Annotated in this window: 27 protein-coding genes; 14 read left to right on the top strand and 13 right to left on the bottom strand. The window is 66.6% G+C overall.

Translation table 11 applies throughout. The features are described 5' to 3' along the window. Positions 1-91: 91 nt before the first annotated feature. The gene (locus ON32_RS10185) at positions 92-766 is read left to right on the top strand and encodes a dienelactone hydrolase family protein (protein ID WP_040790571.1); all 675 of its coding nucleotides are present in this window, start codon (positions 92-94) and stop codon (positions 764-766) included. Between the two features lie 16 nt (positions 767-782). On the opposite strand, the gene ON32_RS10180 is transcribed toward ON32_RS10185, so the two are convergent. Next, complete coding sequence (locus ON32_RS10180; RefSeq protein ID WP_157224149.1) at positions 783-1118, bottom strand: hypothetical protein; 336 nt, start codon at positions 1116-1118, stop codon at positions 783-785. Positions 1119-1350: 232 nt separating this feature from the next. Here ON32_RS10180 and ON32_RS10175 point away from each other — a divergent pair, with 232 nt between their 5' ends. Continuing rightward, positions 1351-1761 carry a hypothetical protein gene (locus ON32_RS10175; RefSeq protein ID WP_157224148.1) on the top strand — a complete coding sequence of 137 codons (411 nt, stop codon included), beginning with the start codon at positions 1351-1353 and terminating at the stop codon, positions 1759-1761. Continuing rightward, complete coding sequence (locus ON32_RS10170; RefSeq protein WP_157224147.1) at positions 1758-1958, top strand: DUF6186 family protein; 201 nt, start codon at positions 1758-1760, stop codon at positions 1956-1958. Before ON32_RS10175 ends, ON32_RS10170 begins: the two co-directional genes overlap by 4 nt. Positions 1959-1999: 41 nt before the next feature. Here ON32_RS10170 and ON32_RS10165 read toward each other — a convergent pair whose 3' ends face one another. Both ON32_RS10165 and ON32_RS10160 read right to left on the bottom strand, forming a co-directional pair. After that, positions 2000-3409, bottom strand: a complete 1410-nt coding sequence (locus ON32_RS10165) for a M1 family metallopeptidase (RefSeq protein WP_040790567.1) — start codon at positions 3407-3409, stop codon at positions 2000-2002. 186 nt (positions 3410-3595) lie between these two features. After that, positions 3596-3976 (bottom strand): DUF5313 family protein, encoded by a 381-nt coding sequence (locus ON32_RS10160; protein WP_040790566.1) that lies wholly within the window; start codon positions 3974-3976, stop codon positions 3596-3598. A 201-nt stretch (positions 3977-4177) separates the two neighbouring features. Between ON32_RS10160 and ON32_RS10155 the strand changes: the two genes are divergently transcribed. The 6 genes from ON32_RS10155 to ON32_RS10130 all read left to right on the top strand — a co-directional run bounded on the left by ON32_RS10155 (position 4178) and on the right by ON32_RS10130 (position 9671). Beyond that, complete coding sequence (locus tag ON32_RS10155) at positions 4178-4630, top strand: MarR family winged helix-turn-helix transcriptional regulator (protein ID WP_040790565.1); 453 nt, start codon at positions 4178-4180, stop codon at positions 4628-4630. Positions 4631-4735: 105 nt separating this feature from the next. Then, positions 4736-6280, top strand: coding sequence for a PucR family transcriptional regulator (locus ON32_RS10150; protein WP_040790564.1), 1545 nt, complete (start codon positions 4736-4738; stop codon positions 6278-6280). 337 nt (positions 6281-6617) lie between these two features. Further along, positions 6618-7106, top strand: a complete 489-nt coding sequence (locus tag ON32_RS10145) for a GreA/GreB family elongation factor (RefSeq protein ID WP_040790563.1) — start codon at positions 6618-6620, stop codon at positions 7104-7106. Between the two features lie 81 nt (positions 7107-7187). Continuing rightward, positions 7188-7745 (top strand): hypothetical protein, encoded by a 558-nt coding sequence (locus tag ON32_RS29970; protein WP_040790562.1) that lies wholly within the window; start codon positions 7188-7190, stop codon positions 7743-7745. A 72-nt stretch (positions 7746-7817) separates the two neighbouring features. Continuing rightward, positions 7818-8297 (top strand): hypothetical protein, encoded by a 480-nt coding sequence (locus ON32_RS29965; protein WP_245550928.1) that lies wholly within the window; start codon positions 7818-7820, stop codon positions 8295-8297. 897 nt (positions 8298-9194) lie between these two features. After that, entirely contained in the window at positions 9195-9671 is a 477-nt protein-coding gene (locus ON32_RS10130) for a nitroreductase family deazaflavin-dependent oxidoreductase (RefSeq protein ID WP_051133078.1), read from the top strand. A 148-nt stretch (positions 9672-9819) separates the two neighbouring features. Here the strand turns inward: ON32_RS10130 and ON32_RS10125 are convergent, their stop codons facing one another. The 5 genes from ON32_RS10125 to ON32_RS10110 form a co-directional block, all read right to left on the bottom strand. Then, positions 9820-12027: a molybdopterin oxidoreductase family protein gene (locus ON32_RS10125; protein ID WP_051133100.1), complete on the bottom strand. Its 2208-nt coding sequence runs from the start codon at positions 12025-12027 to the stop codon at positions 9820-9822. Between the two features lie 78 nt (positions 12028-12105). Further along, complete coding sequence (locus tag ON32_RS10120; protein ID WP_040790659.1) at positions 12106-12948, bottom strand: methyltransferase domain-containing protein; 843 nt, start codon at positions 12946-12948, stop codon at positions 12106-12108. An 83-nt stretch (positions 12949-13031) separates the two neighbouring features. After that, positions 13032-13445, bottom strand: coding sequence for a secondary thiamine-phosphate synthase enzyme YjbQ (locus ON32_RS10115; protein WP_040790560.1), 414 nt, complete (start codon positions 13443-13445; stop codon positions 13032-13034). Between the two features lie 107 nt (positions 13446-13552). Beyond that, positions 13553-13702: a hypothetical protein gene (locus ON32_RS28785; RefSeq protein WP_157224145.1), complete on the bottom strand. Its 150-nt coding sequence runs from the start codon at positions 13700-13702 to the stop codon at positions 13553-13555. 179 nt (positions 13703-13881) lie between these two features. After that, complete coding sequence (locus tag ON32_RS10110; protein WP_040790559.1) at positions 13882-15348, bottom strand: aminotransferase class I/II-fold pyridoxal phosphate-dependent enzyme; 1467 nt, start codon at positions 15346-15348, stop codon at positions 13882-13884. 564 nt (positions 15349-15912) lie between these two features. Here ON32_RS10110 and ON32_RS10105 point away from each other — a divergent pair. From ON32_RS10105 to ON32_RS10095, 3 genes are read left to right on the top strand one after another with little or no spacing between them, the layout of a single operon-like run. Further along, positions 15913-16743, top strand: coding sequence for an MHYT domain-containing protein (locus ON32_RS10105; RefSeq protein WP_245550926.1), 831 nt, complete (start codon positions 15913-15915; stop codon positions 16741-16743). A 47-nt stretch (positions 16744-16790) separates the two neighbouring features. Next, positions 16791-17936, top strand: coding sequence for a nucleoside hydrolase (locus ON32_RS10100; protein WP_083874278.1), 1146 nt, complete (start codon positions 16791-16793; stop codon positions 17934-17936). Further along, a complete protein-coding gene (locus tag ON32_RS10095; RefSeq protein WP_040790557.1) occupies positions 17933-18811 on the top strand; it encodes an amidohydrolase family protein in 879 nt (292 codons plus the stop codon). Before ON32_RS10100 ends, ON32_RS10095 begins: the two co-directional genes overlap by 4 nt. Positions 18812-18978: 167 nt before the next feature. Here the strand turns inward: ON32_RS10095 and ON32_RS30650 are convergent, their stop codons facing one another. Both ON32_RS30650 and ON32_RS26995 read right to left on the bottom strand, forming a co-directional pair. Continuing rightward, entirely contained in the window at positions 18979-19485 is a 507-nt protein-coding gene (locus tag ON32_RS30650; RefSeq protein WP_305082343.1) for an alpha/beta fold hydrolase, read from the bottom strand. 6 nt (positions 19486-19491) lie between these two features. Further along, complete coding sequence (locus tag ON32_RS26995; RefSeq protein ID WP_157224144.1) at positions 19492-19770, bottom strand: alpha/beta fold hydrolase; 279 nt, start codon at positions 19768-19770, stop codon at positions 19492-19494. Between the two features lie 61 nt (positions 19771-19831). On the opposite strand from ON32_RS26995, the gene ON32_RS10085 reads away from it, so the two are divergent. Further along, positions 19832-20311 (top strand): TetR family transcriptional regulator C-terminal domain-containing protein, encoded by a 480-nt coding sequence (locus ON32_RS10085; protein WP_245550925.1) that lies wholly within the window; start codon positions 19832-19834, stop codon positions 20309-20311. Positions 20312-20383: 72 nt separating this feature from the next. Here ON32_RS10085 and meaB read toward each other — a convergent pair whose 3' ends face one another. Genes meaB through ON32_RS10070 form a run of 3 tightly spaced genes read right to left on the bottom strand, consistent with a single transcriptional unit; the run spans position 20384 to position 25531 of the window. Then, positions 20384-21376, bottom strand: coding sequence for a methylmalonyl Co-A mutase-associated GTPase MeaB (gene meaB, locus ON32_RS10080; RefSeq protein WP_040790555.1), 993 nt, complete (start codon positions 21374-21376; stop codon positions 20384-20386). A 7-nt stretch (positions 21377-21383) separates the two neighbouring features. Then, complete coding sequence (scpA, locus tag ON32_RS10075; RefSeq protein WP_040790554.1) at positions 21384-23657, bottom strand: methylmalonyl-CoA mutase; 2274 nt, start codon at positions 23655-23657, stop codon at positions 21384-21386. After that, the gene (locus ON32_RS10070; RefSeq protein WP_040790553.1) at positions 23657-25531 is read right to left on the bottom strand and encodes a methylmalonyl-CoA mutase family protein; all 1875 of its coding nucleotides are present in this window, start codon (positions 25529-25531) and stop codon (positions 23657-23659) included. The genes scpA and ON32_RS10070 overlap by 1 nt, the downstream gene beginning before the upstream one ends. A 206-nt stretch (positions 25532-25737) precedes the next feature. Between ON32_RS10070 and ON32_RS10065 the strand changes: the two genes are divergently transcribed. Further along, positions 25738-26418, top strand: a complete 681-nt coding sequence (locus ON32_RS10065) for a TVP38/TMEM64 family protein (RefSeq protein ID WP_051133074.1) — start codon at positions 25738-25740, stop codon at positions 26416-26418. The last annotated feature ends 3 nt before the right edge of the window (positions 26419-26421 follow it).

The raw sequence follows: 26421 nt of genomic DNA, 5'->3' as shown, positions 1-26421 counted from the left end.
GTGCGTTCGATGGCGAGACCGGACAGAGCCTCGACGCCGGCCCGTGCGCCGCAGTGGGATGGGATGACGTTCCGAGGAGGCGCAATGCGCGATGTTCGTCGACGAGGACGTGCGAATTCCGATGGACGGTTTCCATCTGGAGGCCCGGTTGTGTTCACCGAGCCGGGCCGGCGGCCTCGTCGTCTTCGCACACGGCAGCGGTAGCGGTCGGCACAGCCCCCGCAATCGTCATGTGGCCGCCGTACTGCACCGCGCCGGCCTCGGTAGCGTCCTGCTCGACCTGCTCACCCCGGAGGAGGAGCGGCACGATCTGCGCACCCGCGAGTTGCGCTTCGACATCCCCCTGCTCGCCGACCGCCTGACGGGAACCGTGGACTGGTTGACCGAGCGACCGACGACCGCCCGAAGCCTACTCGGCCTCTTCGGCGCCAGTACCGGCGCCGCAGCCGCACTCGTCGCCGCCGCGGAGCGCCCCACCGCGATCCGTGCCGTCGTCTCCCGGGGCGGGCGACCCGATCTGGCCGGCGACGCGCTCACCCGGGTGCGGGCACCGACACTGTTGATCGTCGGCGGCCACGACGAGACCGTCCTCGAACTCAACCGGCAGGCCCTACGGCGTATGCCCGTCGCACCTACCCTGGAGATCGTGCCGGACGCCGGCCATCTGTTCGAAGAACCCGGAGCCCTCGACCGAGTCGCCCGGCTCGCCACCGACTGGTTCCTGGACCATATCGACACCGCGCCCACGACACATTCCTCGCCCTGATCGACCCGTTCGAGTATCAGGCGGGAAGGTGGCTACGGATGACCGTGGCATGGGTGTGCAGGATGGCCGACATCGTATCTATGGGGACGGTGTCGGCGGCATGGTCGATGACGAAGGCGGTATCGGTTCGGCGCAGGGTGAGGTCATAGCCGACGAGCGGATGGTCGAGCGCCGAGAGAAGGTGCGTCCAGTGGTCGATATCGATGCGCAGGGCGAGCTCGTCGAGAGCGGCCGCGACCTGGATACGGGTACCGATATGACGGACACTCCACCACGGGTTGCGTCCGGCCGGCCAGGTGATCTGCACCAGGCAATCCAGCCGCTCGGCTCGAGCCTCCTCGGAGTGTCTCACCTGTGCCATTTTCCCCGACTCTTCCGACGCGCGCCGCAACCGGATGCGGACTCGGCGTTTTCCACCCGGCGAGTGTCACCGCGCGGACCGGGAGCGGACTTCCGCTCCCGGCTGATCTCATCCGGCGGTACCACGCTTCGGTCCGCCCGAGAAAATCCCGTGGATCGGCGCAATGCCCGACAGGCGGACGCGGGTGCGGCGCCCTACGCGAAAGCGGCGGTACCCTGCGACCGTGACAGCGAGGTCGGTCCCGGCGCGCGGCTCCCGTCGACGACGGGCGGCGCTGCTGACGGTATTGCTCGGCATCGCCGCCGCGGGAGCGGCCACCACTCCTTTCGGTCGGCCGGCCACGGCGCTGGTGGTGGTGCTCGCGGCCGTTGCCATGGTGCGCGCGGTAACACTCCCGTCGCACCCGGTACCGACGGATCGGAGGTTGGGCAGCGGGTTGATGCTGTGGTCGGCCCTGATCGCCGTCCTGTTGGCATGGGAGCTGTTCTCGCTGCTCCGGCAACCGGAGTGGAACCGACCCGACCCGTCCGCACCGACGCTGTCCACCCTGCTGGATCCCGCGCTCGAGCACGGCCCATGGCGGCTGGTCGGTTGGCTGCTGTGGTTGGTGGTGGGGTGGCGATTGCTGCGATGAGCGAACGCTCCCTGGTGATCATCGGCTTCGCCGTAATCCTGACAGCGATGATCGGCGCGGCCGTGACGACACGACTGCGCCGGGACCGTATCGCCGGCCTGGGCGAGATCGTGGATCACCTGATGCGCAGGCGTGCGATACGTATCCTCGCCGTCCTCCTGTGGGCATGGCTGGGCCGGCATTTCCTCGCGAGGTGACATTCGAACCGGCCCCATCCCGGGCCCCCAGCCGTCGAAGGTCAGATGCGCAGAGATCCGGGATACAGATACGCCGGCGCGGGAACGGTCTCGTGGTCGAGCCAGGCCTCGAAGAAGGCCGTCAGATCGATACCGGTGCGAGACTGCACGAAACTGCGGAACTCCGGCATCGACGCATTACCGTAGGCGTGCGTCTGCACGAAATCCCTTATCGCGCCGAAGAACACGTCATCACCGATGAACCGACGCAGGGCATGAAGGAACAGCGGTCCACGACGGTAGACAACCGTGAATTCCTTTCCCGCTCCGGGATCCTGCAAGGGGATCCGCCAGAACTCCGGATCGTCCAGGTATTCGGAGACGGTCTTGTGATACCGCGCATCGATATCGACCCCCTCCTTGCGTTCCGGCCACAGATAGTCGGCGGTGTAACTGGCGAGGCATTCGTTGAGACAGATGTCCGACCACCGCCGTATCGATGTCGAGTCCCCCCACCACTGATGGGCGTTCTCGTGGACGACGGTCTCGAGGTCCGCCCAGGGCGCGTAGAGGGGACGCGTCTGGGTTTCCAGGGAGAAGTCCAACTCGGTGTCGACGTAGATTCCACCCCCGCTCTCGAACGGGTAGGGGCCGTAGAGAGACTCGAGGAAATCCAGTACCTCGGGCAGCCGACGCTCCAGCTCCCGCCCCCGGTCCGCACCGGGAGCGAAGGCACTGATCAACGGCGTGCCATCGGCGCGTGTCTGATAAAGGAAATCGAAGTGGTCGATCGCGACCGTCGTCAGGTATCCGACCGTCGGGTGCCGTGACGCCCATTCCACGATGCGGTTCGGGCCGTCGATCACCTCACGCACGCGCACCCCGTTCGACACCACCTGCCACTCCTGCGGAACCGTCACCCGCAACTCGAATGTGGCCTTGTCGGTGACCGTGTCGTTGAGCGGATACCAGCTCGCCGCCGAATGCGGCTGCCCCGCCACGAACGCCCCACCATCGGGCGAGAACATCCACCCGCTCCCGGAGGTCTCCGCCACGGGCCCCGCGTATTCGACGGTCACGGTGAACGGCAGCCCCGGCAGCACGGGCAATACCGGGGACACGCTGACCTTGTGGTCACCGTGGCGGACGAATCCGGCGGGCAGATCGTTCACCGTCACCCGGTGTATCGGCGGTCCGGCGAAATCGAGATCGAACACCCGCATCGCCTGGGCCGCCACCGCGTTCAGCCGGGCGGTCCCGGCCAGGTGACGACTCGGCGGATCGTAGGTGATCGCCACCTCGTAGTGCTCGACCTGGTAACCGCCGTTGCCGTCGTCCGGATAGTACGGGTCTCCGAGTCCCGAGGAACCGACGAACGGATCCGCGAATGGTTGGGCCTGTGCAGATGTCGCGAGAACACTCACGACCAGCACCGTCGCGGCCGACCACCGCACCCGCGTTCGCAGTCCCATGCGACGAACCACCCCTTCCCGGCACGATGTGCCAACAAGGAGCCGATGCTATCCCGTACGCATACTCCGGGGAGCACGCCCCGCCGAAAACCGAACCGGTTCCCCCACATTCGCTTCCGGGACCTCGACCGCCGATTCGAACGACCGCATCGACGCCGAAGATCGCGCCGCGGGCCGTGTCAGGGCCTATGCCCTGCCGTGCCGACGTTCGTAGGCCAGGCGTTCCTCAACGGCGCGCCGACGTTCCCGCGCATCCGCGAGAGCGGGATCGAGACCGTGCTTGATCAGGCGATGGCGTCGATAGACGTACAGCAGCGCGACGGTGAAGTAGATCAGGGGTATGTACAGCAACCCCATCATGGACAGTCGCATCCACAGCGGCCCCGGCAGTAGCAGAAACAGGCACAGCGGCAGGATGACCGGTATCAGGAACCGCATCAGGTAGCGACGGGTCGCTCCCGGACCGGTGAGATCGTGGAGCACCCAATCCGCCATCTCGGGTGGCAGCGTCGCGCCACAGATGTAGCGGATCCTTTGCCCGAAGGTCGGTTTCGTTCGAGAACCCATCGTCAGCTCCCCTCGGTCCGCGTGGGCCCGGGACGGGCATTCGGCAGCGCCACCGGACATCAATCGCACACTAATGTATCGTACGTTAACTATTGGTACACAACCGGCCCGCACCGAGAGTTCATGAGCATCCCACCGGAACCCGGTCCGGGCGCGAGCCGTTACCGCGGTATTCGACCGACGCCTGTGAGGAGTGTGTGCATGGACACCGCGACGTACGACCCCCTCCGGCTGGATCGACAGGTATGTTTCGCGCTGGCATTGGCCAATCGCGCCGTACTGGCCGTCTACCGCCCGTTACTGGAACCGCTGAAACTCACCCACCCCCAATATCTGGTGATGCTCACCCTGTGGGGTGAGGCGCCGCTGGCGGTGAAGGAAATCGGCGAACGACTGCAACTGGATTCCCCGACCCTGTCCCCTCTGCTCAAGCGGCTCGAGGCCCTGAACTACATCACCCGCACTCGCGACCGCCGCGACGAACGCAACCTGGTCGTCGACCTCACCCCCACCGGACGAGCCCTGCGCGCCGAGGCCGAGAGGATCCCGCCGGCGGTGGTCGAACGACTGGGCGTCGACCGCAAGGAGCTCGAGGAACTCCACGCCGTTCTCACCCGGGTGAACCGGGCCGCCCGCCGAGACCCGAATTCGTGACCACCGCCCATCGGGGCCGGTAGGAGTCGCTCACCGTGACCGCGTTCTCCGCACATACCGGATCGGCGGCTACGGTGGCCGAACCGATGTGGACAGGAGTGGCTCATGGTGCGGTTGGACCATCTCGTGAACGTATTGGGCGGGTACGGGGTGCGATTGCGCTACTGCCCGGTGCCGCGGACGACAACGATCCGCAGTGTGGCGATGTTCGATGCGACATCCTCGGAAAGCGCGACAGGCGATATCTTCCTCGCGGTGGGGGCTCGGTCCGTGCGCGAAGCGGTGACCGCCGCGCGAACGGCGCGGGCGATCGCGGTCCTGGTACGTGGTGGCGCCGACATCGAGCGAGCGGCCGCCGAACTCGGCCCGGAAGACGGCGTCGCGGTGCTGGTGATCGATCCGGCGGTGTCGTGGAGCCAGGTCGCGGGGGTGGTGTACGGGCTGGTTCTGGAAGGGCGGGAAACCGCCTCCGGGCGTGGCCCCACGGACCTGTTCGCCCTGGCGGACAGCCTGGCGGCCGCGGTGGGCGCCGCGGTGACCATCGAGGATCGACTGTCGCGGGTGATGGCCTACTCCGCCGTACCGGGAGAATCCGATCGGGCCCGGTCGGAGATCGTACTGAGACGACAGGTGCCCGATGCGCTGCGGACGCTGCTGGAGGCCCGGGGAGTCTACGCGCATCTGGCCGAATCCGAGGAACCCTTGTTCGTCGAGCCCGCGGAGGAATACGGCCTCATCGGACGAATGGTGGTTGCGGTGCGCGTGGGGCGGGAGCTCCTCGGTTCCGTCTGGGTGACCTGCGCGGCCCCGTTGGCGGGGACACGGCGGCGTGCGCTGCTCGAGGGCGCGCAGACGGTGGCCCTGCATCTGCTTCGATCCCGGGCGAGCGCGGATCTGGAACGACAGGTGGAGTCCGAGCTGGTGCTCCGACTCCTGGAGGGTACCCCCGACGCCACGACCGTGGTCGGCCGGCTCGGATTGGCACCGGGACCGTTGCGGGTGGTCGCGGTGCGCGCGCAGCTGTCGGGGAAGCGACATACCGGCCTACTCCTCGCCTTCGAACAGGCCACCATCGGCTTCGGCTGGTCACGTCCGGGACGCAGCGCCCTGTCGGACAACACCGTCTATACGATCCTGCCCGGTGAGCAGGTCCACGCGGCCCGGGAATGGGTGGCGGCGCTGCGGGCCGCGCTACCGCCGCGGACGGTGGTGGCGGCCGGGATCGGCGGAGCGGCTTCGGCCACAGAACTTCCCGCTTCCCGCCAGGAGGCAGACGAGTGCCTGGCCCTGAACGAACGCCGGCCGACGGACAGCGCACCGCCGGCGTACGAGGAATCCTGGGATGAGATATTGCTGCAACGGTTACGGGCGGCAGCGAGCACCGGTCGGGTGCCGTCGCGCGGACCGGTCGCCGAGCTACGCCGATACGACCGCACCCATGCCACGGCATTCGTCGCGACATTGCGGGCCTGGCTCGACGCGCAGGGCGATCTCACCGTGGCCGCCGATCGACTCGGTGTACATCCGAACACCGTGCGCAACCGAATGCGCAGGATGCGCGAGGTGACCACTCTCGAGGTGGACGATGTTCGCAAACGCCTGGCGATGACGATCGATTTGGCGATCCTCGACAACCCCGACAGCGATTGAACAACACTTGTGGAGAATGCACAGGCGTCGGGGGAAAAGCTGTATCGATCGAACAAGCGCGGCGGCATTCCGCGGGCCATCATGACGGAGACAGCAGTTCGTTCGACGGTGGAGGTGACCATGACACGCGCAGCGCGTCGGCTCGACCGCGAACGCGCGGCAGGGTATCCGACGGAAAGCGCGATACCCGGCTGAACCCGAAACCATTCCCCGATTCGTGGAGCCGGTGACGTCGACCCGGCTTCCCGAAGTTCTGCCGTCAGGGCGGTCGCCCTCTTCTCCCCGACCGCCCTGACGGCGGACGTCTCCCTTCCGATCGAATTCCTGGAGGACCGATATGACCGGCAGCACGCCCGTATGGCTGACCGCGCAGGCCTACGAACAACTCCAGGCCGAGCTCACCCATCTGCTCGCTTCCGATACACCCGATGACCGCGAAACTCCCGACCAGGAATACGAGGCCGCCACTCGCCATCGGCGCAGAGCGCGTATTCACCAGATTCGAGATCTGTTGAGCAACGCGGTGGTCGGCCAGGATCCACCCGACGACGGCATCGCCGAACCCGGCATGGTGCTCACCGTTCGCTACAACGACACCGACGACACCGAAACCTTCCTCCTCGGCGCCCGTGAGGTCGAGTACGACGACCTGGAGGTCTACTCCCCGGAATCACCGCTCGGATCCGCCCTGATCGGGGCACGCCGCGGCGAACAACGTACCTACCGGGTACCCAATGGCGCCACGGTGCAGGTCACCCTCCTCGACGCCGTCCCCTACGGCCACGCTGCCACCACCGCAGGCCGTGCCTCGGCCTCGGCCCGGTGAGGCCGGCACACGGCTCGCAACCCGGATGCCCGCCGGTAACCGCAGACGACCACCACCAATCCGGATCATCCGAGGATCGCCATGCCCGACGTGGAAATAACCCTGGTCAATATTGCATCCCCGACGATCGGGCACGGCAACCGGATTATCGAACTGCCGGTCGTCTCATGGCTGTCCGCGGGATTCTGGGAGCTCTACGATCTTCCGACCGTCGACCGTGTATTGGACGCACTCCCATTCGGGACCGAACACGCGCCCCGCACCTATATCGCCGAGGATCGCGAGGAGCCCACCGCCTGGACCTCGGCGCCATTGACCGTGCGAGTACCCGCGACCATCGGTTCCGGTCCGGGCCCGGGGGTGGTGCGGGTTTCCGGGACGATGACCGACGAATCCCGTCGGGCGCTCGAACGCACCGGACTGGTGATAGCCCTCGCCGCGGCCGGCCGGCTGCGAGTATGCCGAAACCTACCGGTGAAGATGTGGGAACCGCATCGGTGGCACACGACCGTCCTGGTCCCCACCCTCCCGTCCCCCACCCGATCGCGCAGGTCGACACCCGAACCCGCACCGCACCGCAGAACCTCCTCGGAATCGATCCTCGCCCCCTGGCGACGACACGAGAGAACACGCGGATGAGCGACCGCAGGGCGGAAGCGGTACCGAGCTGAAAGGTCGGCCGTCACGTCGATTTATCCGCGACCTGCATCCGTGCGCATGTGCAGTCGGTGGTCGGTATCGGCGCTCGGCAGGCCGGAAGATTTCACCGAATCGGTTGTAGGCGTCGCGGACCTCGCCGGGGATATCCTGCCGGACTATATGACCTTCATCGGGGTACTCGTCGAGGCGTTTGATCTCTCCCATGGTGACCGCGACGATCGATTTCGGATGAGGCGCTGTATCGGCATCGGGCCGGTTGCCGTACTTCATGTAATTCTCCAGGGAGACATCCGCGGTGGCCATGGCGACATGATCGACCGACACACGCTTGCCGTTCACGTCGGCAAAACCCTGCTTCATGACCGTCGCCCATACCCGGCGTGCGTGGAACGGGGTACACACCCCGATGAGCGAGGTATCGCAGCCGTGGTCGGCGAGCATCCGAACCGAGAAGGCGGCGTTTTGCCCCGTGTTGGCGGCCTCGGGTTCCTCGATCTCCCATTTCGGGTCGTGGCGCAGGTAATCCCATAGTTTTCCCAGGTCCGACATCACTTGGTCGGTATCCACTCCGCGCTCGTGGAGTTCACGGAACCATTCGGTATAGGTGTCTTCCCGGCGCCCTCCGTAGACCTCATCGTTGCCGATCAACGCTCGCGCGGACCTATCGACCGGTATCGCCGCATCACGTTCCGTGCGAAGGAGCATGCCCGCCGATGCGCGGGTCTCGCCGATCAGTCCTCGCTGTTTGCCGCCCGCATCCGAGATACCGGTGGTCAATGCTCGCACAACCCGAGTGGCAGCCTCTCGAGCGATCTCCGCCAGGCCGTTCGCCCCGGCAGGCCCGGACCACTCACCCGTCCCCTTGAAACTCACAATCCGAAACCACGCACAGATCAACCTGCCGACCATTGGCCCGAAACCCACACCTTGGCTCCGAATACCGGACGGCAACACCACTATCCTCTTTTCGACCTCGGTCCGGAAGCGCTCGCCGAGTACGACGCCTCGTCGCTGCGGGTCATCTCTTCCGCAAGCCACCGGTCGGGTGTCATATCGCGATCTACGACGAGAACCGCAACCGGATCACCACACTCGGTGTGGTGGGCACGATCGTCGTGTCCGACACAGCCCGAGTTTCCAGGGGCTACACCGACGGTCGCGACGACACGGAGATCAAGGACTACGTCAGATCCCACCTGGCCCGTCACAAGGTGCCCTGTGATGTCGTCATCGTCGATGAACCGACCCGCAACGCCACCGGCAAACTGCGTCGTCGGCTCCGAGCGCCCGTGGCGGGCGATCCCACGAAGACCGCAGGACCCCGCCGTCTCGATGGGACGTGTCGCAGCCGGATCAGTACCGTGACCCCGTCGGGTCGACAGGGTACGGCCTCATTCACCGCCGCGGAGCGTCTGCGACGATGGCACGATGTCGCCCAACCCCTTGACGCCGCCGGCCCGATGGCTCGGCCGGCAACGCTGGATGATGCGCATGGCGCCCCTGGTGTTACCGACCGAACGATTGATCCGCGCGCTCAGCGGAAAGCGATTCGGGGTACTCGACCTTGCCGGACTACCGTCGCTGCGGCTCACCGTGGTCGGTCGAAGGACCGGGCTACCACGGGAGACCTCACTGCTGTATGTACCCCACGGCGAGAACTTCCTGATCATCGGCTCCAACTGGGGCAACGCACAGCATCCTGTCTGGTCGACCAACCTGCGCGCGGCCGGAACCGCGACGGTGCGGCTACGCGGTGAAACCTTCCCGGTGCGCGCCGTCGAACTCACCGGCCCCGAGCGAGACCGCGCCTGGGATGAGGCGGTCGAATACTGGCCGGGCTACCGGGTCGAGGAAGAAATGGCGGGTGGGCGCGAGTTCCGGATCTTCGAATTACGCCGCCGCTGAGGCCCACTCGCTGTCCGGCGAGACCGGACCGGCGGCCGCGCCGAGCCGAGCCTACCGGGGCCATTCGTTCCGACGACGAACGGCGTAGGCGGCCGAACCGTGATCGACGATACGACTATTCGTCGATCACGTTCGTCGAACCGCGGGATCATGCGGGCAGAAGCGTGACCGGAACGCCGTTGAAGACGGCATTCCCCGAGGGCACATCCAGCACCGAATCGTCGGTGAGAATATTGACGTTCGCCCCCGCGTGTTCCCGCGCCACCCGTTGCCCGCTGTCACCATGGCCCCACCCGTGCGGCAGACTCACCACTCCGGGCATGATCGCCTCGGTGGGCTCCAGGGGGACAACGAGCGATCCGGTGGCCGATTTCACGATCGCTCGGTCACCGAGACCCCACCGCGCCACATCGTCGGGATGGATATGCAGGGTGCAGCGATTCGTCCCACTCACCAACCGCGGCACATTGTGCATCCAACTGTTGTTGGACCGCAGATGACGGCGTCCGATCAACACCACCTCGGGAGCCGGCGTCGACAGCACCTCCTGTAACCGGGCCACATCGGCCAGCAGCTGCGGCGGCGCCAAATCCACCTTGCCGGACGCGGTGCGCAGGATCTCCGGGAGCCGAGACCGCAGCGGACCGAGATCGACACCGTGCGGATTGTCCAACAGCGTCCGCAAACTCAGGGTGCCGCCGTTCCATTCGCCGTACGGCCCGAGACGCAGCATCAGGTCGATACGCTGCTCGGTGCTGTTCTCGCCGATCAGTTCGGGTCGGCGTTCCTCCAGACCCGCCCTGTGCAGCATTCCGGCGATCACCATCTCGTCGAGCGCCGCCACGGGATCGTATCCCTCGTCGACGCGGTGCGGCCGACCGGACACCGCCGCTGCCAATCGCGCGATCACCGCCGATTCCGACGGCCGGTCACCGAGCGGCACCAGCGGACGGGAATAGCGCGCGTAGTTGCGCACGGCGAACCGCAGCAGCGCGAAGTCGTAGTGTGGGGACTGCAGCAAACGCGGTGGCGGCAGGATCACATCGGCGTGCCTGGTGGTCTCGTTGATATAGCGGTCCACACTAACCATGAACTCGAGCTCGGCGAACGCGGTATCGAGCCGAGCCCCGTTGGGCGCCGACAGCACCGGATTACCCGCCACGGTCACCAGTGCGCGCACCTGTCCCGCACCGGGGGTGACGATCTCGTCGACGAGTGTGGCCACCGGTAACTCGCCCATGGCCTCGGGCAATCCGCGAACGCGGGAACGTCGACGACCGGGGCGGAACGGTTTGGTCCGCACGATGCCCTGGGCGGCCGCAGTCGCGAACATCGCCCCACCCGGCGCGTCCAGATTGCCGGTGAGAACGTTGATCACCTCCACCAACCATTGGGTGAGGGTGCCGAATTCGGCGGTGCAGGTACCGATTCGGGCGTAGACGGCCGCGGTCGGCGCCGCCGCCAGCTCCCGGGCCAACCGCACCACCGTCCCGGCGGGCACACCGGTTCGCCGCGCCACCGTATCCGGGGTGAAATCCATTGCCACTGATCGCAATTCGTCGATACCGGTGGTTTCCACCCGGGTATCGACCAACCCCTCGGCGAACAGGGTGCGCACGATCCCGAACAGCAAGTAGGCATCACTGCCCGGGCGGACGAACAAATGCTCGTCGGCGATCTCGGCGGTGCGGGTACGACGCGGGTCCACCACCACGAGTCGACCGCCACGAGCGCGCAGCGCCTTCAGTCGGCCCGGGAAATTCGGTGCGGTGCACAGCGAACCGTTGGATTCGAGCGGATTGGCCCCCAACATCAGCAGATAATCGGTGCGGTCGAGATCGGGCACCGGCACCGCGAGAGGATCGCCGAACATCAGCCCGCAGGCCACCTGTTTGGGCATCTGGTCGGCGGTACTGGCCGTAAACAGATTCTCGGTGCCCAACGCGCGGATCAGCGCCGGGACATACAACGCGCCGGCCACGGTGTGCGCGGTGGGATTGCCCAGATACAAGGCGACGGCCCGATTACCGTGGGCGGCCGTGATGGCCGGAATACGCTCGGCGATCACATCGAACGCCTCGTCCCAGGACACGGCGCGCCAGGCGCCGGTCGCGCGGTCGCGAATCAGCGGTTCGGTCACTCGGTCGGGATCCTCGTCGAGGTATCCCAGACTCGCGCCCTTCGGGCAGATGAATCCTGCGCTGAACGGGTCTGCGCGATCACCTCGCACGGCCGTGACATGGTCGTCGGCGTCCAGGGTCAATTCGAGCCCGCAGACGGCCTCACACAGCGGACAGGTCCGCAACAGATTTCGGGACTCGGTGCGGGGACTGGTATCGGAGGTGCTCGCGGCCATACCCCATCTTCGCGCGCGGAACCACATCTCGAGAAGATCCGAACGAGACTCTCTCAGAAACGATCGGGCCGGCGGATGTCACTCTCCGAGGTGGGCGAGTACCGCGAACATGGTCACCGAAACATGGAAATCACCCGAGGTGATACCCGCCTCCAGGTCGGCGGCGAGTCGGGCCCGTTCTTCCTCGGTGAGCACACCCCGCGCCACGGCCCGCTTCCCCATCGCCGCAGCCATGACCACAGCGATGGACTCGTCCCAGATCACCGCTTCCGATCCCATATCGTCGATCACGAACCCGGCCGCGGTGAGCCACCCCCGCAACCGCCGCCCGGAGGTGGGGTTCGGGGTTTCCGACAGCATTGCCGTGGTCAGCCGGTCGATGATCTCCGGATCACCCGGGTGGACGATCGTGGTACGCCAATCGCTGTCGACCAGCAGTACCCGACCTCCCGGCCGCAGTACCCGCGCGATCTCGGCCGTCGCCGCCACCGGATCGTCGAGATGCTGGAATACGCGCTCACACCGCACCGCGTCGAAAGAATCATCCGGGAACGGCAGTCGGTAGACCGTGCCCTCGACGAAACGAGCGCTCGCCCCGAGCTTCTCGACCCGCTCCCGCGCCACGGTGAGCATCGCCGGATTCGGGTCCACCCCGACCGCCTCACCCGAGGCACCGACCCGTTCGGCGAACTCGAGCACCTCGCTGCCGGTCCCGGAGCCGACATCCAGCACCCGCTCCCCCGAGCGGACGGCCAGGGCATCGTGTCCCCACCGACGCATCCGCCGAATACTCGACAGCTGTGCCTGCAGATCGAGCACCTCCACCAATAGCTGCGTCGACTCGTCCTGCGCCGATGCGCCGCCGGGACGCTCGACGGTCTCGTCCCAATGGAAAGACGACTCGGTTTCGTTGGTGCTCATCATGCTCCGACAGTAGTCCGCCCAACGGAATACGCGATGGGATGCGCCGATATCACCGCAACGGCAGACGGTATCGGCGGTGATCACCCGGCATCGGCAAGAAACGACAACCGTACCTGCCGATCCGGATTGTCGACATTCACGTCCACGAGGGCGATCGATTGCCAGGTGCCCAGCGCCAACGATCCGTCGAGCACCGGGACCGTCGCGTAGGGCGCGATCAGCGCGGGCATCACATGGGAGCGCCCATGACCTCGGGAACCGTGGGCATGGCGCCACCGGTCGTCGGCAGGTAGGAGCTCTCGCAGCGCCGCCAACAGATCCTCGTCACTACGCGCCCCCAATTCCATCACCGCCACCCCCGCGGTGGCATGCGGCACGAAGACGTGCAACAGTCCGTCACCGCCGATGTCGCGCACGAACGACGCACACTGGGCAGTGATATCGACGACGCTGTCGCTGTGGCCCGTCCGTACCGATATCAGCGTGCTCTTCATACTTGTATCGTCCCGCATCGTTTCCGATGTCGGTTCCCGGGTCGTGTCGCTGCCCGAACTCCGGAACTTCTCTCGTCCGGCGAGGCGATCACCCCCGCCCGTGGGGATTATTCGCCGCGGTTTTCGTCCTCGTCACGCGCGGCGCGCAAGGCCTCCTCGAGTTCGGCGCGTAGTTTCCGGGCCGTCGGCTCGTCCCCCGCATCGGATGCCGTGGTGATGTCCTGCCGAAGCTGGGCGATCGCATCCTTCGAAACCATCGAGACCTCCTGTCCGCACGGATTCATCGCTCCGTTCGGAGCGGGAACCACCTGCGTCCTACCCCGGGAACCGCACCCGAAACACCGCCGAGACCGAGAGCGACCAGGGCACCCACAGGCCACGGCCCTGCCCACCGCCCGATCCGATCGGAGACGAGCCCCGGACGAAGCGGTGGGATTCAGCGAGACCGAGCGACCACCCTGATGGTGTCCAGTGTCGGATCGGCGGCATCCGGCACATTCATTCCCGCCGCCACCCCCGAACGCAGATACTCCATCACGGCGGCATCAATACGCTCCCCCGGTAGGGCCACCGGAATACCAGGGGGATACGGGGTGAGCTGTTCGGCAGCGATCCGCCCCACCGACTCCGATATCGGAATCGATTCGACGGGCCCGAAGAAGGCGTCACGTGGCAGCATCACCGTCTCCAGCTGGATCTCCCCCGGATCGGGCAACCGGATCGGCGGCGCCGCACTACCAGCGATCTGCTCCCGCCAGGCGGTCACGGCCGCGATCAGGGTGTCGATGGTTTCGTCGTCATCGGCCAGGGACAACGTCGCCAGAATTCTGCGGTGGTCGCTGAGCCCCATATCGATTGCGCATCGGGTCCGCAACCAGTCGGCCGCCTCGTATCCCGTCACTCCGGTCTCGTGCAGGTCCAACAACACCTGCAACCGATCCAGGTCGTGCGAGGCCTCCGCGCCGAGCAACACATCGTCGAGCACCTCGATACCGTCGATCTCGGCCAGGGCGGTACGGGCCCATCGCGCCCTGTGTAGGGCCGCGTCGAGCAGGGCCTCGCCGTGTTCGACCATCTGCCGTCGCCATCCGTCCAGCGCTGCGTAGATGGGCACGCTCGGGCTGGTCGTCATCAGCAGGTCGGCGCACGCGCTGAGCCGAGCGCGGTCGATCAGATCACCCTGTGCGTGGAATACCGACCCCTGTTCGAATCCGGCGCCCATCTTGTGCACACTGACCACGCACACATCGGCGCCCACATCCATCGCCCAGGTCGGCAGCTCGTCGTGGAACGGCAGATGCGCACCCCACGCCTCGTCCACGATCAGGGGTTTACCCCGTTCATGGCACACCTCGGCAATTCCGGCGAGGTCCGCACAGGTACCGTACGGGCTGGGGCTGACGATCAACGCACCCGCCGCATCGGGGCATTCGTCCCATACACGCCGCACCTCGTCGGGTGACGGCGGGTGTGACATATGGCGTTCGGCGTCCCAGCGAGGGGCGATCCAGCGCGGGGGCACCCCGGAGAAGATCAGCCCGGCCACAATGGATTTGTGGCTGTCGCGGGGTACGAGCAGCCCGCCGTCGCATCCGCCGGCCACGGCCAACATCGCCGCCTTCACCGACAGGGAACTGCCGCAGGTGGAGAAGAACGCGGCGTCGGCGCCCACCGCGTCCGCCATGAGCGCTTCGGCTTCGGCGAGACACCCACCGCGGGAGAGCCGGTCGTCGAGGCCCGGGCTCATCAGCACGTCTGCACGGAACGGATCGATACCCACTACCGCGCGGACCCGGGGGTCGGCCCCACGCCCCTGCCGATGTCCCGGCGGCGTGAACCCGTACCGGCCGAGACGGTGATATTCGGCGAGCGCGTCGAGGACAGGAGCTCGTGTGTGGTCCATACCCGGGGCCTACCCACTGTGCGCGACTCACACCTGCGGCCCCACCTCCGGATACCGCCGAGGACCGAGCTTCGGCATCTGTCGTCCAGACCGACCGCCGGCCGAATCGGGTACCGACCTCCCGTCGGAACGAAAACGCCCGAACTCTCGGCATTTCGACTTCCCGTTAGGTGAGGTCACGGCGCTCGGTATCCGCATCGGGAACGCGCGGGTCACCGCTGTCACCGCGGATTCGGGGGCCACGGTCGACGATTCGGCCGGCAGCGACTTTTCGGACTCGGGCCTGTCCGGGATCGGGCCCGGACACCGAGGCTTCCCGGCCGACAGGACTTCCCCCGGAATTGCGGTCGACGGGAAATACGCCCGAGTCCAACGACTCTCGTCGAGCGGGTTGCGGTAGGTGTGCGAATCGATAGCCCACCGCCCGAATCTCGAAACAGAACTCGGTCGCGCCGGAAAGAGGACCACCCGGATCACAAGTGAGGCGTTACCGTTTCTGTCAACCTCTTGTTTTCAACAAGTTATCTACTCTAAATTCACTAGCTGCATGTTCATTATTTCGAGATGCTTTCGTCTCCCCTCGACGAGCGAGCATCCAGCAGGCTTGGAGGTCACGTGCTGGAGATCGACCACTTCAGTTACGGGTTGCTGACACCCGCGGTCGCCTACGTTATGTCGTTCACCGGATCGTTGCTCGGTCTACGCTGCATGGCGCGTGTCCGGGACGGATCCGCGCGCAACGGATGGCTCATCGCCGCCGCGGTCGCCATCGGCGGCACCGGCATCTGGGTCATGCACTTCGTGGCGATGCTCGGCTTCCGAATCCACGGGGCATCGATCCGCTACGACGTACCCGTCACCATCTTCAGCGCGATCGTCGCCATGCTCGTGGTGTGGGTGGGGCTGGCCCTGACCCAACAACGCGCACTCGGCGGCTCCGCACTTCTGCTCGGCGGCACCATTGCCGGGGCGGGCGTAGGCGTCATGCACTACTCCGGCATGTACGCCATGAAAACCGACGCCATCATCGGTTACGACGGGTCGCTCGTGGTCCTCTCGCTGGTGATCGCCGTGGCCGCATCGATCACCGCGCTCTGGTTCACCCTGCACGTGCGTGGCACACTCGCCACCATCGGAGCAGCGGCGGTCATGGGGGTCGCGGTCGCCGGAATGCACTACACCGGCATGTTCGCCATGCACGCCCAACCCAGCGGCCACGCGCACGTCCCGTCGGGCGCCGGCGCGGCGCAACTGCTGACGCCGCTGATCGTGACCGTCAGCCTGATCACGGTGGGGATGCTGCTACATCTGGGGATCACCGAGGTGAACGAGCCGGATCCCCGACCGATCCGGCACTCCCCCGCCACCGAGCACCACTGGCCCACCCGGGGATGACCACCGGCCGGTGCCCCCGCCCCCGGGCCGATGGATAGGCTCGCGGAGTGCGCCGACAGATCATCGTGGACGTCGATACCGGGGTGGACGATTCCCTGGCCCTGCTCTACCTCCTGGCGAGCCCGGAGGCCGAGATCCTTGCAATAGCGTCCACCGCGGGAAATGTGGGCGCGGCCCAGGTCGCGGTGAACAACCTGGCGTGGCTCGAACTGTGCCGGGCACCCGAGATCGAGGTGACGTTGGGAGCGGCCCGACCACTGGAGGTCCCCCTGCGCACCACCGAGGACACCCATGGGCCTCACGGCGTCGGGTACGCGGAACTCCCGACACCGACGCGGCGGGTATCGACCCGATCCGCGGCCCGTATGTGGGTGGAGCTGGCCCGGGAACGCCCAGGACAGATCATCGGCCTGTGCACCGGCCCGCTCACCAACCTCGCACTCGCGCTCCGGGAGGAACCGCGGCTACCACAGCTGCTGCGCCGACTGGTCATCATGGGCGGAGCCTTCAACCACCCCGGCAACACCACCCCCACCAACGAGTGGAATGTGCACGTGGATCCCGAGGCGGCGAAAGAGGTCTTCGATGCCTTCTCCGCGGCGCCGGCGGATCGGCGACCGCTTATCTGTGCCCTCGACATCACCGAAACCATCGAAATGCGCCCCGAGCATCTACTCCGGCTCGCTCGGCGCGCGGGTAGCGTCCCCCACGAGATACTGTCCCCCGACTGCCCCCCGCACACCCGATCGGCGGCGAGCAACCCCATCGTGCGGCATCTGACCGATGCGGTGCGGTTCTACTTCGATTTCCACCACTCCTACGATCTGGGCTATCTGGCGCATATGCACGACCCGTTCGCCGCGGCGGTCGCCCTCGACCCGACGCTGGCCCGCACCCGTCCCGCCACGGTGGACGTCGAACTGGCCGGTACGATCACCCGGGCCACCACCGTCGCGGACTGGGCCGGCATGTGGGGCCGTGAACCCAATGCCGAGATCGTGGTGGGAACCGACCCGGAACTCTTCTTCGACCGGATGATCACCCGGATCGGCGATTTCGCCCGCGCCCTCTACCCTCCCGAAACACCCGACCCGCACCCCCGCGAAACATGCCCACCCACGCCGAACGCGGCGAATCGGGCCCACCCCGCGACCGACACACCCGATCCGGCACGAACAGGGCAAACACGATGAGCGACGACCACGAGTATTCGACCGATTTGTGTCGACGCCTGGGCCTGCCCGGAATCATCGATGTGCACACGCATTTCATGCCCGAACGAGTGATGCGCAAGGTGTGGGCGTATTTCGATTCCGCAGGCCCCCTGACCGGGCGACCATGGCCGATCACCTACCGGGACGACGAAGCCGTGCGCCTGAAAACACTGCGCGGCTTCGGTGTCCGCGCTTTCACCTCGCTGGTGTATCCGCACAAACCGCGGATGGCGGAATGGCTCAACGAATGGACCGCCGAGTTCGCCGCCCGCGTACCCGACTGCCTGCACACCGCAACCTTCTATCCGGAACCGGAGGCGGCGGCCTATGTGGACGCGGCACTGGCCGGAGGCGCGCGGATCTTCAAAGCACATATCCAGGTCGGCGACTACGATCCACGGGATCCACTACTCGACCCGGTATGGGGAGCGTTGGCGGACGCGGGTGTGCCGGTGATCGCGCACTGCGGATCCGGTCCGGCGCACGGACGATTCACCGGCCCGGGACCGATTTCCGAAGTACTCCGGCGATTCCCGGGGTTGCGCCTGATCGTGGCGCATATGGGTATGCCGGAGTACGCGGAGTTCTTCGACCTGGCCGAGCGGTATCGGAATGTACTGTTCGATACCACCATGGCGTTCACCGATTTCATCGAGGAGGACGACCCCTTCCCGGTTGCCGATCGACCTCGACTGCGCGACCTGGGCGAACGGATCCTGTTCGGTAGCGATTTCCCGAACATCCCCCACCCGTATCACCACGCCGTCGCAGCCTTGGAACGCCTCGATCTCGGCGACGAGTGGCTGCGAGCGGTCTGTTACGGCAATGCCGCGGCCCTGCTCGAGATCGGGTGACTTTCGTTCTTCCCGGGTGGTTTTCGACTGCTCTCCTACAGGTGATATCAAATAATTAAATGCGAATATCTACGTATTGACGTTTATCCTTTCTTACTTGTTGCCTCATGGTTTGCAGCGCCGCACTTCTCGATGCGAGAGGCGGCCGGACGCGCGAGAGCCGCCGGCTACGTTCGGACCGAGTCGTTCTCGTCGAGGAAGGCCAGGAAACGCGGAACGATTTGTTCCGGGTTGACCCAGAGGAGATCGTGTCCGCCCCCCGGATAGATTTCGACATCGGCCGTCGGGATGAGTTTGCGCACCCGGGCCGCTTCGCGTTCGGGATCGTTGACAACTGTTTCGGCCCCCAAGAGCACGAGCAGCGGTGCAGCGATGGCCGCCATCTGCTCGTCGGTGAGCATGCGATCCCACGGCATCCCCGTCCGAAACTCCAGGGCCGCCGTCGCCATTGCGAACTCCTCCTCGGCGAGCTCGACATGGGGGCGGGCCAGGCATTGAGCTTGCGCATACCTTCGACGCTCGGCCGCAAACCGGCAAGGAAGAACCCGAGCAGAGTTTTCGCGGGCGGCCTGATGAACGCCTCCCGGCTCGAACATGGTGGTACTCGCCAATCGGTCGGAGTGATACACCCCGGCCACGCCCACCAGCCAAGCGCCGAGGGAGTTGCCTGCCAGATGGACTCACTTCCCCCCGAGCCCGTCGAGCATGTCGACCACCCACTGCGCAATATCGGCGCCATCGCGTAGTGGTGCGGTCTGGACACAGCGCCCCGACCATCCGATGACGTCCGGGGTGTAGACCACACGGTCGCGCGCGAACTCCTCGATGAACGGATGCCATACCAGGCCGTTACCCGAGATACCGGGAAGCAGCATGATCGGCGCACCGTCCCCGGCCACCGATTTGCGCACCCGCGTCGTCCCGAACGACGTCGCGACGTCGACCTCGGCCGATGGCACCGGCCACCGCGCTGCCAGGGTGTCATATGCGCGACGGTGAGCCAACCGCGCCTTCTCGTTCGTGAATCGTCCATCCTTCGGCACCAAGAAAGAGTTCCTCCTGGCGACCCACCGATCGGTGATGGCGGACGCCGGCGCGCGATTCACCCGACGATGGGAAGCATTGAGTGCGGACACCACCCCCCGCGAGACCGTCCGAGCGATCCTGACCGAACTACTTCCGCTGGACGACCGACGCCGAGAGGAGGCCATCGTCCTCGGCGCCTTCAATACCGCCGCACTCACCGGCGGGAGTATCACGGCCGAGGAAACGCCGGCGGCACCGCGCGCACTGGTCACCCTCATCGCCGAACGACTCGAGCGAAGCCGGGCCGCGGAGACGACCCCGGCCCACGCCGCCCTGGACGCCGAGCTCATTCTCGCGACCGTCGGAGGGATCGCCCAGGGCGTGCTCGCCGGCCACTACACCGCGCAGACGGCGACCGAACTCGTCGAGCGTCTGCTCGACCTCACTCTCGGAACGAAAACCGACCCCCCATGACGAACGAGTCGGCCTCGATACGGCACCTCGAGACGGAAAGGCGCCCCACCGATGGGCACGGCCTGCCCGAGCTCAGCTGTCGAAGGCGTCCAGCAGTTGTTCCGCGGCCAGGGCCGCGGTGAGCGTCCCCTCCCGGACCTGTCGCTCCACCTCGCCGCGTATGGCCTTGACCTTCGGGTTGTCCGCCAACCGCCGCAGCAGTTGGTCGTGCACCATCGTCCAGGTCCAGTCCACCTGTTGACGACGGCGCTTCTCGTCGAACTCCCCGGCCTCGGTGAGCACCCGGCGATGTTCCAGCACGGTGGCCCAGAACTTCTCCAGGCCTTTCCCTTCCAGACCGCTCATGGTGAGCACGGGCGGCCGCCACAATGCATCGTGCGGATGGATCAATCGCAACGCGCTCGACAACTCGCGGGCGGCAGCCTTGGCCTCGATCTCATGGTTGCCGTCGGCCTTGTTCACCGCGACCAGATCGGCGAGCTCGAGCACACCTTTCTTGATGCCCTGGAGTTGATCGCCGGTGCGGGCGAGGGTGAGGAAGCAGAAGACGTCCACCATATTGGCGACGGTCACCTCGGACTGGCCGACGCCGACCGTTTCCACCAGGATCACGTCGTAACCGGCGGCCTCCAACAACACGATGGTTTCGCGGGTGGCCTTGGCGACCCCGCCGAGGGTGCCGGCGGTGGGCGACGGCCGGATGAAGGCGTTCGGTTCCACCGCCAGGCGCGCCATCCGGGTCTTGTCGCCGAGGATGGAGCCGCCGGTGCGGGTGGACGACGGATCCACGGCCAGAACCGCCACCCGGTGCCCCTGCCCGATCAGATACATCCCCATCGAATCGATGAAGGTGGATTTCCCGACCCCGGGCACCCCAGTGATCCCGACCCGATTCGACAACACCTCCCCTGTAGCGGGAGTGAGCTGCAGCAGTAGCCGTTGGGCCAGTTCACGGTGGTCGGCCCGGGTGGATTCGACCAGGGTGATCGCCCGCGCCAAGGCGGCCCGCTCACCGGAGCGAACCGCCTGCGCGAGCGCGTCGACATCGATGACGCGCTTGTTCATTCCCGGATCATTCCTGCGCGGTCGCTCCCCCGGCGACCGTTTCGTGGCCCAGTTCGGCGCCGAGTTTGCGCAACAGGTCGATGGCCGCGTCGGCGATCACCGTGCCGGGCGGGAAGATCGCCGCCGCACCCGCGGCATACAGTTCCTCGAAATCACCGGGCGGGATGACCCCACCGACGATGACCATGATGTCGGGCCTGCCGACATCGGCCAGCGCCTGCCGTAGGGCGGGCACCAGCGTGAGGTGGCCGGCGGCCAGCGAGGACACACCCACGACGTGCACGTCGTTGTCCGCGGCCTGGCGCGCCACCTCTTCCGGAGTCTGGAACAACGGGCCCACGTCGACGTCGAATCCGAGGTCGGCGAAGGCGGTGGCGATAACCTTCTGACCGCGATCGTGGCCGTCCTGGCCCATCTTGGCGACCAGGATACGGGGGCGACGACCCTCCGCTTCGGCGAACTCCTCGACCAGTCGGCTCGCGGTGGTGATGTTGGTGGCCTTACCGGCCTCGTCGCGGTACACACCCGACAGGGTACGGATCTCGGCCTGGTGCCGGCCGTACACCTTCTCCAGGGCGTAGGAGATCTCGCCGACGGTGGCCTTGGCGCGGGCCGCGTCGATGGCCAGGGCGAGCAGGTTGTTCTCCATTCCGCCGCCGGTGGCGGCCGCGGCCTTGGTGAGCGCGTCCAGGGCGCGGTCCACCGCGTCCTGATCGCGTTCGGCGCGCAGTCGGCGCAACTTCTCGGTCTGTTCGGCGCGCACCCGGGAATTCTCGACCTTGAGGACCTCGATCTCGTGGTCCTCGTCCACCTGGTACTTGTTCACGCCGATCACCGGCTGCTGGCCGGTATCGATCCGGGCCTGGGTGCGGGCCGCGGCCTCCTCGATGCGCAGCTTCGGAATGCCCTCGCCGATCGCCTGGGCCATACCGCCGTGCGCCTCCACCTCGGCGATATGCGCGCGGGCGCGTTCGGCGAGTTGGTGGGTGAGCCACTCCACGTAGTAGGAGCCGCCCCACGGATCGATCGGCCGGGTGGTACGCGACTCCTGCTGGATGAGCAGCTGGGTGTTGCGGGCGATGCGGGCGGAGAAGTCCGTCGGCAGCGCCAGGGCCTCATCGAGGGCGTTGGTGTGCAGCGACTGGGTGTGCCCCTGGGTGGCGGCCATCGCCTCGATGCAGGTGCGCGCCACATTGTTGTAGGCGTCCTGGGCGGTCAGCGACCAACCCGAGGTCTGCGAATGGGTGCGCAACGACAGCGATTTCGGGTTCTTCGGCTCGAACTTCGATACCAGCTCGCTCCACAGCAGCCGGCCCGCACGCAGTTTGGCGACCTCCATGAAGAAGTTCATGCCGATCGCCCAGAAGAACGACAGGCGCGGCGCGAAATCATCGATCTTCATCCCCGCGTCGATACCGGCGCGGATGTATTCCACCCCGTCGGCCAGGGTGTAGGCGAGCTCCAGATCGGCGGTCGCACCCGCTTCCTGGATGTGATAGCCGGAAATGGAGATCGAGTTGAACTTCGGCATCTTCGCGCTGGTGTAGGCGAAGATATCGGAGATGATCCGCATCGACGGTTTCGGCGGATAGATGTAGGTGTTGCGGACCATGAACTCCTTCAGAATGTCGTTCTGAATGGTTCCGGCCAACTGTTCGGGGGCCACCCCCTGCTCCTCGGCGGCCACCACATACAGCGCGAGGATCGGCAGAACGGCCCCGTTCATCGTCATGGAGACGCTGACCTGGTCCAACGGAATGTGGTCGAAGAGCTGCCGCATATCCAGGATGGAGTCGATCGCCACCCCGGCCATACCGACATCGCCCTGCACCCTCGGGTGATCGGAGTCGTAGCCGCGGTGGGTGGCCAGGTCGAACGCCACCGACAGACCCTTCTGACCCGCCTGTAGGTTACGGCGATAGAAAGCATTGGAGTCGGCGGCGGTGGAGAAACCGGCGTACTGGCGGATGGTCCACGGCTGGTTCACGTACATCGTCGGGTAGGGCCCACGCACGAACGGGGCGATACCGGGAACGCTGTCCAGTGGAAAACCGGCCGCGGCGATCGCGTCCCGGTCGGCCTTGGTGAAGACCGGCGGCACATCGATGCCCTCGGGGGTCGACCACACCAGTTGCTCGGGGGTGTAGTTGTTGGCCGCGGCCGACGTCTTCAGGAAGGCATCCACCGCCACGGCGTCGACCGCGGCGGGCTCCGGGGCCCGCTCTGTCAGCGGCACCTCGGCGAAACTGCCGATCAGATGCTCGATTCGCTGTGTCGTCATCAGGCTCCCACCTTCTCCAGCAGATCGCTCAGCGCGGCGACCGCATCGATCCGCGCCGCCAGGTACCCGTCCGGATGTTGCGCCGGGTCCACATCGGCGAGCGCCTTGGCCTGTCCGGCCAGCAACACGGTCTCCACACCGGCGTCGCGCAATAGTTGGACGGCGGGCCCGGCCTCGGTGGCATAGCGGGCGTCCGTCCCACACAGCACCGCGATCCGCGCACCGGACTCCTCGACGGCCGCGGTGATTCCGTCACCGGCCAACGGCCCCGGATTGACGGATTCGATGCCCCCGGAGGCCAACAGGTTGGCGATGAAGGTCACTCGCACATTGTGCTCGGCCACCGTGCCCAACGGGACCAACAGCGCCCGGGGCCGGACGCCGCGCCGGGCCAGGTAGGCATCGGAACGATCACGCAGCGCCTCGAATGCGGCGCCGTAGCCGTTACCGGGCCCCGCGGCGCGCGCGGCCTCCGACAGGGGCGGTTCACCCAGATTCGGGAATTCGTTCACACCGGTGACCGCCGTTTTGCGGTGGGCGATATCGGCCTGGCGCGCCATCTTGGTCTCGGCGATGCGCTCGGCCACCAAACCGGACTCCACCGCCGCCGAATAACCACCGGCGGCCTCGATCTCCTGCATGAACTTCCAGGCCGCCTCTGCCATCTCGGCAGTGAGGCGCTCCACGTACCAGGAGCCCGCGGCCGGGTCCTGGACATGTCCGAGGTGGGACTCCTCGAGCAGCAGCAACTGGGTGTTGCGCGCCATCCGCTGCGAGAACGTCTGCGACACACCGAGTTCCCCGGGGGGCAGGGCAGAATCGAAGGGCAGCACGGTCACCGTATCGGCGCCACCGACACCGGCGCCGAAAGCGGCCAGGGTGGTGCGCAGCAGGTTCACCCAGGGATCGCGACGGCTCATCATGGCCGCCGAGGTCACCGCGTGCTGCGGCGCCGACCCTTCGGAAGGAGCGCCACAGACGTGGGCGACCCGAGCCCACAACTGCCGAGCGGCCCGGAACTTGGCGATGGTCGCGAACTGATCGTCGGTGGCGGCGAAGCGGAATTCCACCTGCCGCAGCGCCTGTACCGCCGACAGCTGTCCGGTCAGCGCGCGCAGGTACTCCAGACCGGCGGCCACGGCGGCACCCAGTTCCTGGACGTCGGCGGCGCCGGCGTCGTGGAAGACGGTGCCGTCCACCGTGATCGCCCGCACCGTCTCCGCCCGGGCGGCGGATCGCACGGCCAGCGATACCGCGTCCGGAAGGTCGACGTCTGCGATCCCGGCGAATCGTCCGGTCAACGGGGCAGCACCCAACCCGATCCGGATATCGGAGCGCTCCGGGGCACCGTAGCCGTCGAGAATCTCGAAAAGGGCCGTCGCGGCCTCGTTCATCGCGGCCCCGGCGTGCAGGGTCAGCGGCGCGAGTTCGAACAGCAGACCGGACAGCGCGGCAGGCAGGTCCGCCACCGGCACCCCGTGATCACCGACACCCAGCCAGATAGCACTCAGGCCGTTCTCCAACCCGGACAGGATCTCCTGATTGGCCGCCGCGGCGTTCTCGGCGCCGATCAGGGCACTGACATACCAGCCGCGGTGCACGTCCCGGGTGCCCGAACCGCCTCGCACGAACGGATACACCCCCGGCAGCGGCAGCTCGGGCAGCTCATCGCGGCGGGTGTACAGCGGGGCGATGGTCAACCCGTCGTAGGTCGTCTGATTCAGCAGCTTTTCCGGCTCCGGGCCGAGTTCGGCGGCATCGACCTTACGGGCCTTGGCCAGTACGCCCGCCACACCCTTGCGCCAGGCGGGATATTCGGGCACCGCGGACGAACCGGGATCCGCTCCGGCCGCGGGTTCTGAAGCAATCGCCATACCCTGTTCCCTCGTTCTAGTTCCAGTACGAGCGCACCGTTCCGCACGCAGGTACCTGTGCATCCGCCCAGCTCAGCGAATACTTTGGTTAACGGTCATTCATCCCGTTTCCTCTGATGCTAGCGGCCGACGTCACACCACCTCCCCCTACCCACCACTACCGGCGGGTAACCTCGGGCGGTGACCGAGGCAGGTAACCTCGGCCGGTGACCGAACTGATCCGTGACCGGCGTATCGCCCTGTTTCTCCTCGGCGCGGTGGTGGTCTGCGTGGCCGCGCTCGTGTTCCCATTACCGAGTCCCCGCCGGATCCAGGAGTGGGCTCAGAGCGTAGGGCCCCTCTTCCCCCTGCTGTTCTTTCTCGCCCACACCCTGATCACGGTGGCGCCGGTTCCGCGCACCGTGTTCACCGTCAGCTCCGGGATACTGTTCGGTCCGGCGTTGGGGATCACCATCGCCGCCGGCGCCACCACCCTGAGCGCGATACTGGCGTTCCTGCTGGTGCGGGCGCTGGACCACGACCGGGTTCGGGCCCGGCTGAACCATCCGGCCGTACGGGGTATCGACGACCGGTTGGCGCGACGCGGTTGGCTGGCGGTGGGATCGCTACGGCTCATCGCCTTCGCGCCGTTCTCGGTGGTGAATTACTGCTGTGCGCTCTCCTCGGTGCGGTTCTGGCCGTATGTGGCGGCCACCGTCATCGGGATCATGCCCGGCACGGTGGCCACCGTGGTTCTCGCCGACGCGCTCACCGGTGGGACCCACCCGGCCATGGTCGTGGTCTCGATCGTCTGCATTGCCGTCGGTCTGCTCGGTCTGCTCGTCGACCAGAAGTGGAAACCGGCCGAGGACGCCGAACCCTGCCTGTCGGTGGCCGGCGAACGCTGACGG

The organism is Nocardia paucivorans NBRC 100373, from assembly GCF_000308675.1.
Classification (GTDB): domain Bacteria; phylum Actinomycetota; class Actinomycetes; order Mycobacteriales; family Mycobacteriaceae; genus Nocardia; species Nocardia paucivorans.
The sequence above is the reverse complement of the archived record's forward strand: the minus strand, read 5'-3'. Positions and strand labels throughout refer to the sequence as shown.

What these genes read in the sequence shown, in the direction of transcription:
- ON32_RS10185 (WP_040790571.1), top strand. Translation starts at nt 92, where the DNA reads ATGTTCGTCGACGAGGACGTGCGAATTCCGATGGACGGTTTCCATCTG.
- ON32_RS10170 (WP_157224147.1), top strand. Translation starts at nt 1,758, where the DNA reads ATGAGCGAACGCTCCCTGGTGATCATCGGCTTCGCCGTAATCCTGACA.
- ON32_RS10165 (WP_040790567.1), bottom strand. Translation starts at nt 3,409, where the DNA reads ATGGGACTGCGAACGCGGGTGCGGTGGTCGGCCGCGACGGTGCTGGTC.
- ON32_RS10160 (WP_040790566.1), bottom strand. Translation starts at nt 3,976, where the DNA reads ATGGGTTCTCGAACGAAACCGACCTTCGGGCAAAGGATCCGCTACATC.
- ON32_RS10155 (WP_040790565.1), top strand. Translation starts at nt 4,178, where the DNA reads ATGGACACCGCGACGTACGACCCCCTCCGGCTGGATCGACAGGTATGT.
- ON32_RS10150 (WP_040790564.1), top strand. Translation starts at nt 4,736, where the DNA reads ATGGTGCGGTTGGACCATCTCGTGAACGTATTGGGCGGGTACGGGGTG.
- ON32_RS10145 (WP_040790563.1), top strand. Translation starts at nt 6,618, where the DNA reads ATGACCGGCAGCACGCCCGTATGGCTGACCGCGCAGGCCTACGAACAA.
- ON32_RS29970 (WP_040790562.1), top strand. Translation starts at nt 7,188, where the DNA reads ATGCCCGACGTGGAAATAACCCTGGTCAATATTGCATCCCCGACGATC.
- ON32_RS10130 (WP_051133078.1), top strand. Translation starts at nt 9,195, where the DNA reads ATGTCGCCCAACCCCTTGACGCCGCCGGCCCGATGGCTCGGCCGGCAA.
- ON32_RS10125 (WP_051133100.1), bottom strand. Translation starts at nt 12,027, where the DNA reads ATGGCCGCGAGCACCTCCGATACCAGTCCCCGCACCGAGTCCCGAAAT.
- ON32_RS10120 (WP_040790659.1), bottom strand. Translation starts at nt 12,948, where the DNA reads ATGAGCACCAACGAAACCGAGTCGTCTTTCCATTGGGACGAGACCGTC.
- ON32_RS10115 (WP_040790560.1), bottom strand. Translation starts at nt 13,445, where the DNA reads ATGAAGAGCACGCTGATATCGGTACGGACGGGCCACAGCGACAGCGTC.
- ON32_RS28785 (WP_157224145.1), bottom strand. Translation starts at nt 13,702, where the DNA reads ATGGTTTCGAAGGATGCGATCGCCCAGCTTCGGCAGGACATCACCACG.
- ON32_RS10110 (WP_040790559.1), bottom strand. Translation starts at nt 15,348, where the DNA reads ATGGACCACACACGAGCTCCTGTCCTCGACGCGCTCGCCGAATATCAC.
- ON32_RS10105 (WP_245550926.1), top strand. Translation starts at nt 15,913, where the DNA reads ATGCTTTCGTCTCCCCTCGACGAGCGAGCATCCAGCAGGCTTGGAGGT.
- ON32_RS10095 (WP_040790557.1), top strand. Translation starts at nt 17,933, where the DNA reads ATGAGCGACGACCACGAGTATTCGACCGATTTGTGTCGACGCCTGGGC.
- meaB (WP_040790555.1), bottom strand. Translation starts at nt 21,376, where the DNA reads ATGAACAAGCGCGTCATCGATGTCGACGCGCTCGCGCAGGCGGTTCGC.
- scpA (WP_040790554.1), bottom strand. Translation starts at nt 23,657, where the DNA reads ATGACGACACAGCGAATCGAGCATCTGATCGGCAGTTTCGCCGAGGTG.
- ON32_RS10070 (WP_040790553.1), bottom strand. Translation starts at nt 25,531, where the DNA reads ATGGCGATTGCTTCAGAACCCGCGGCCGGAGCGGATCCCGGTTCGTCC.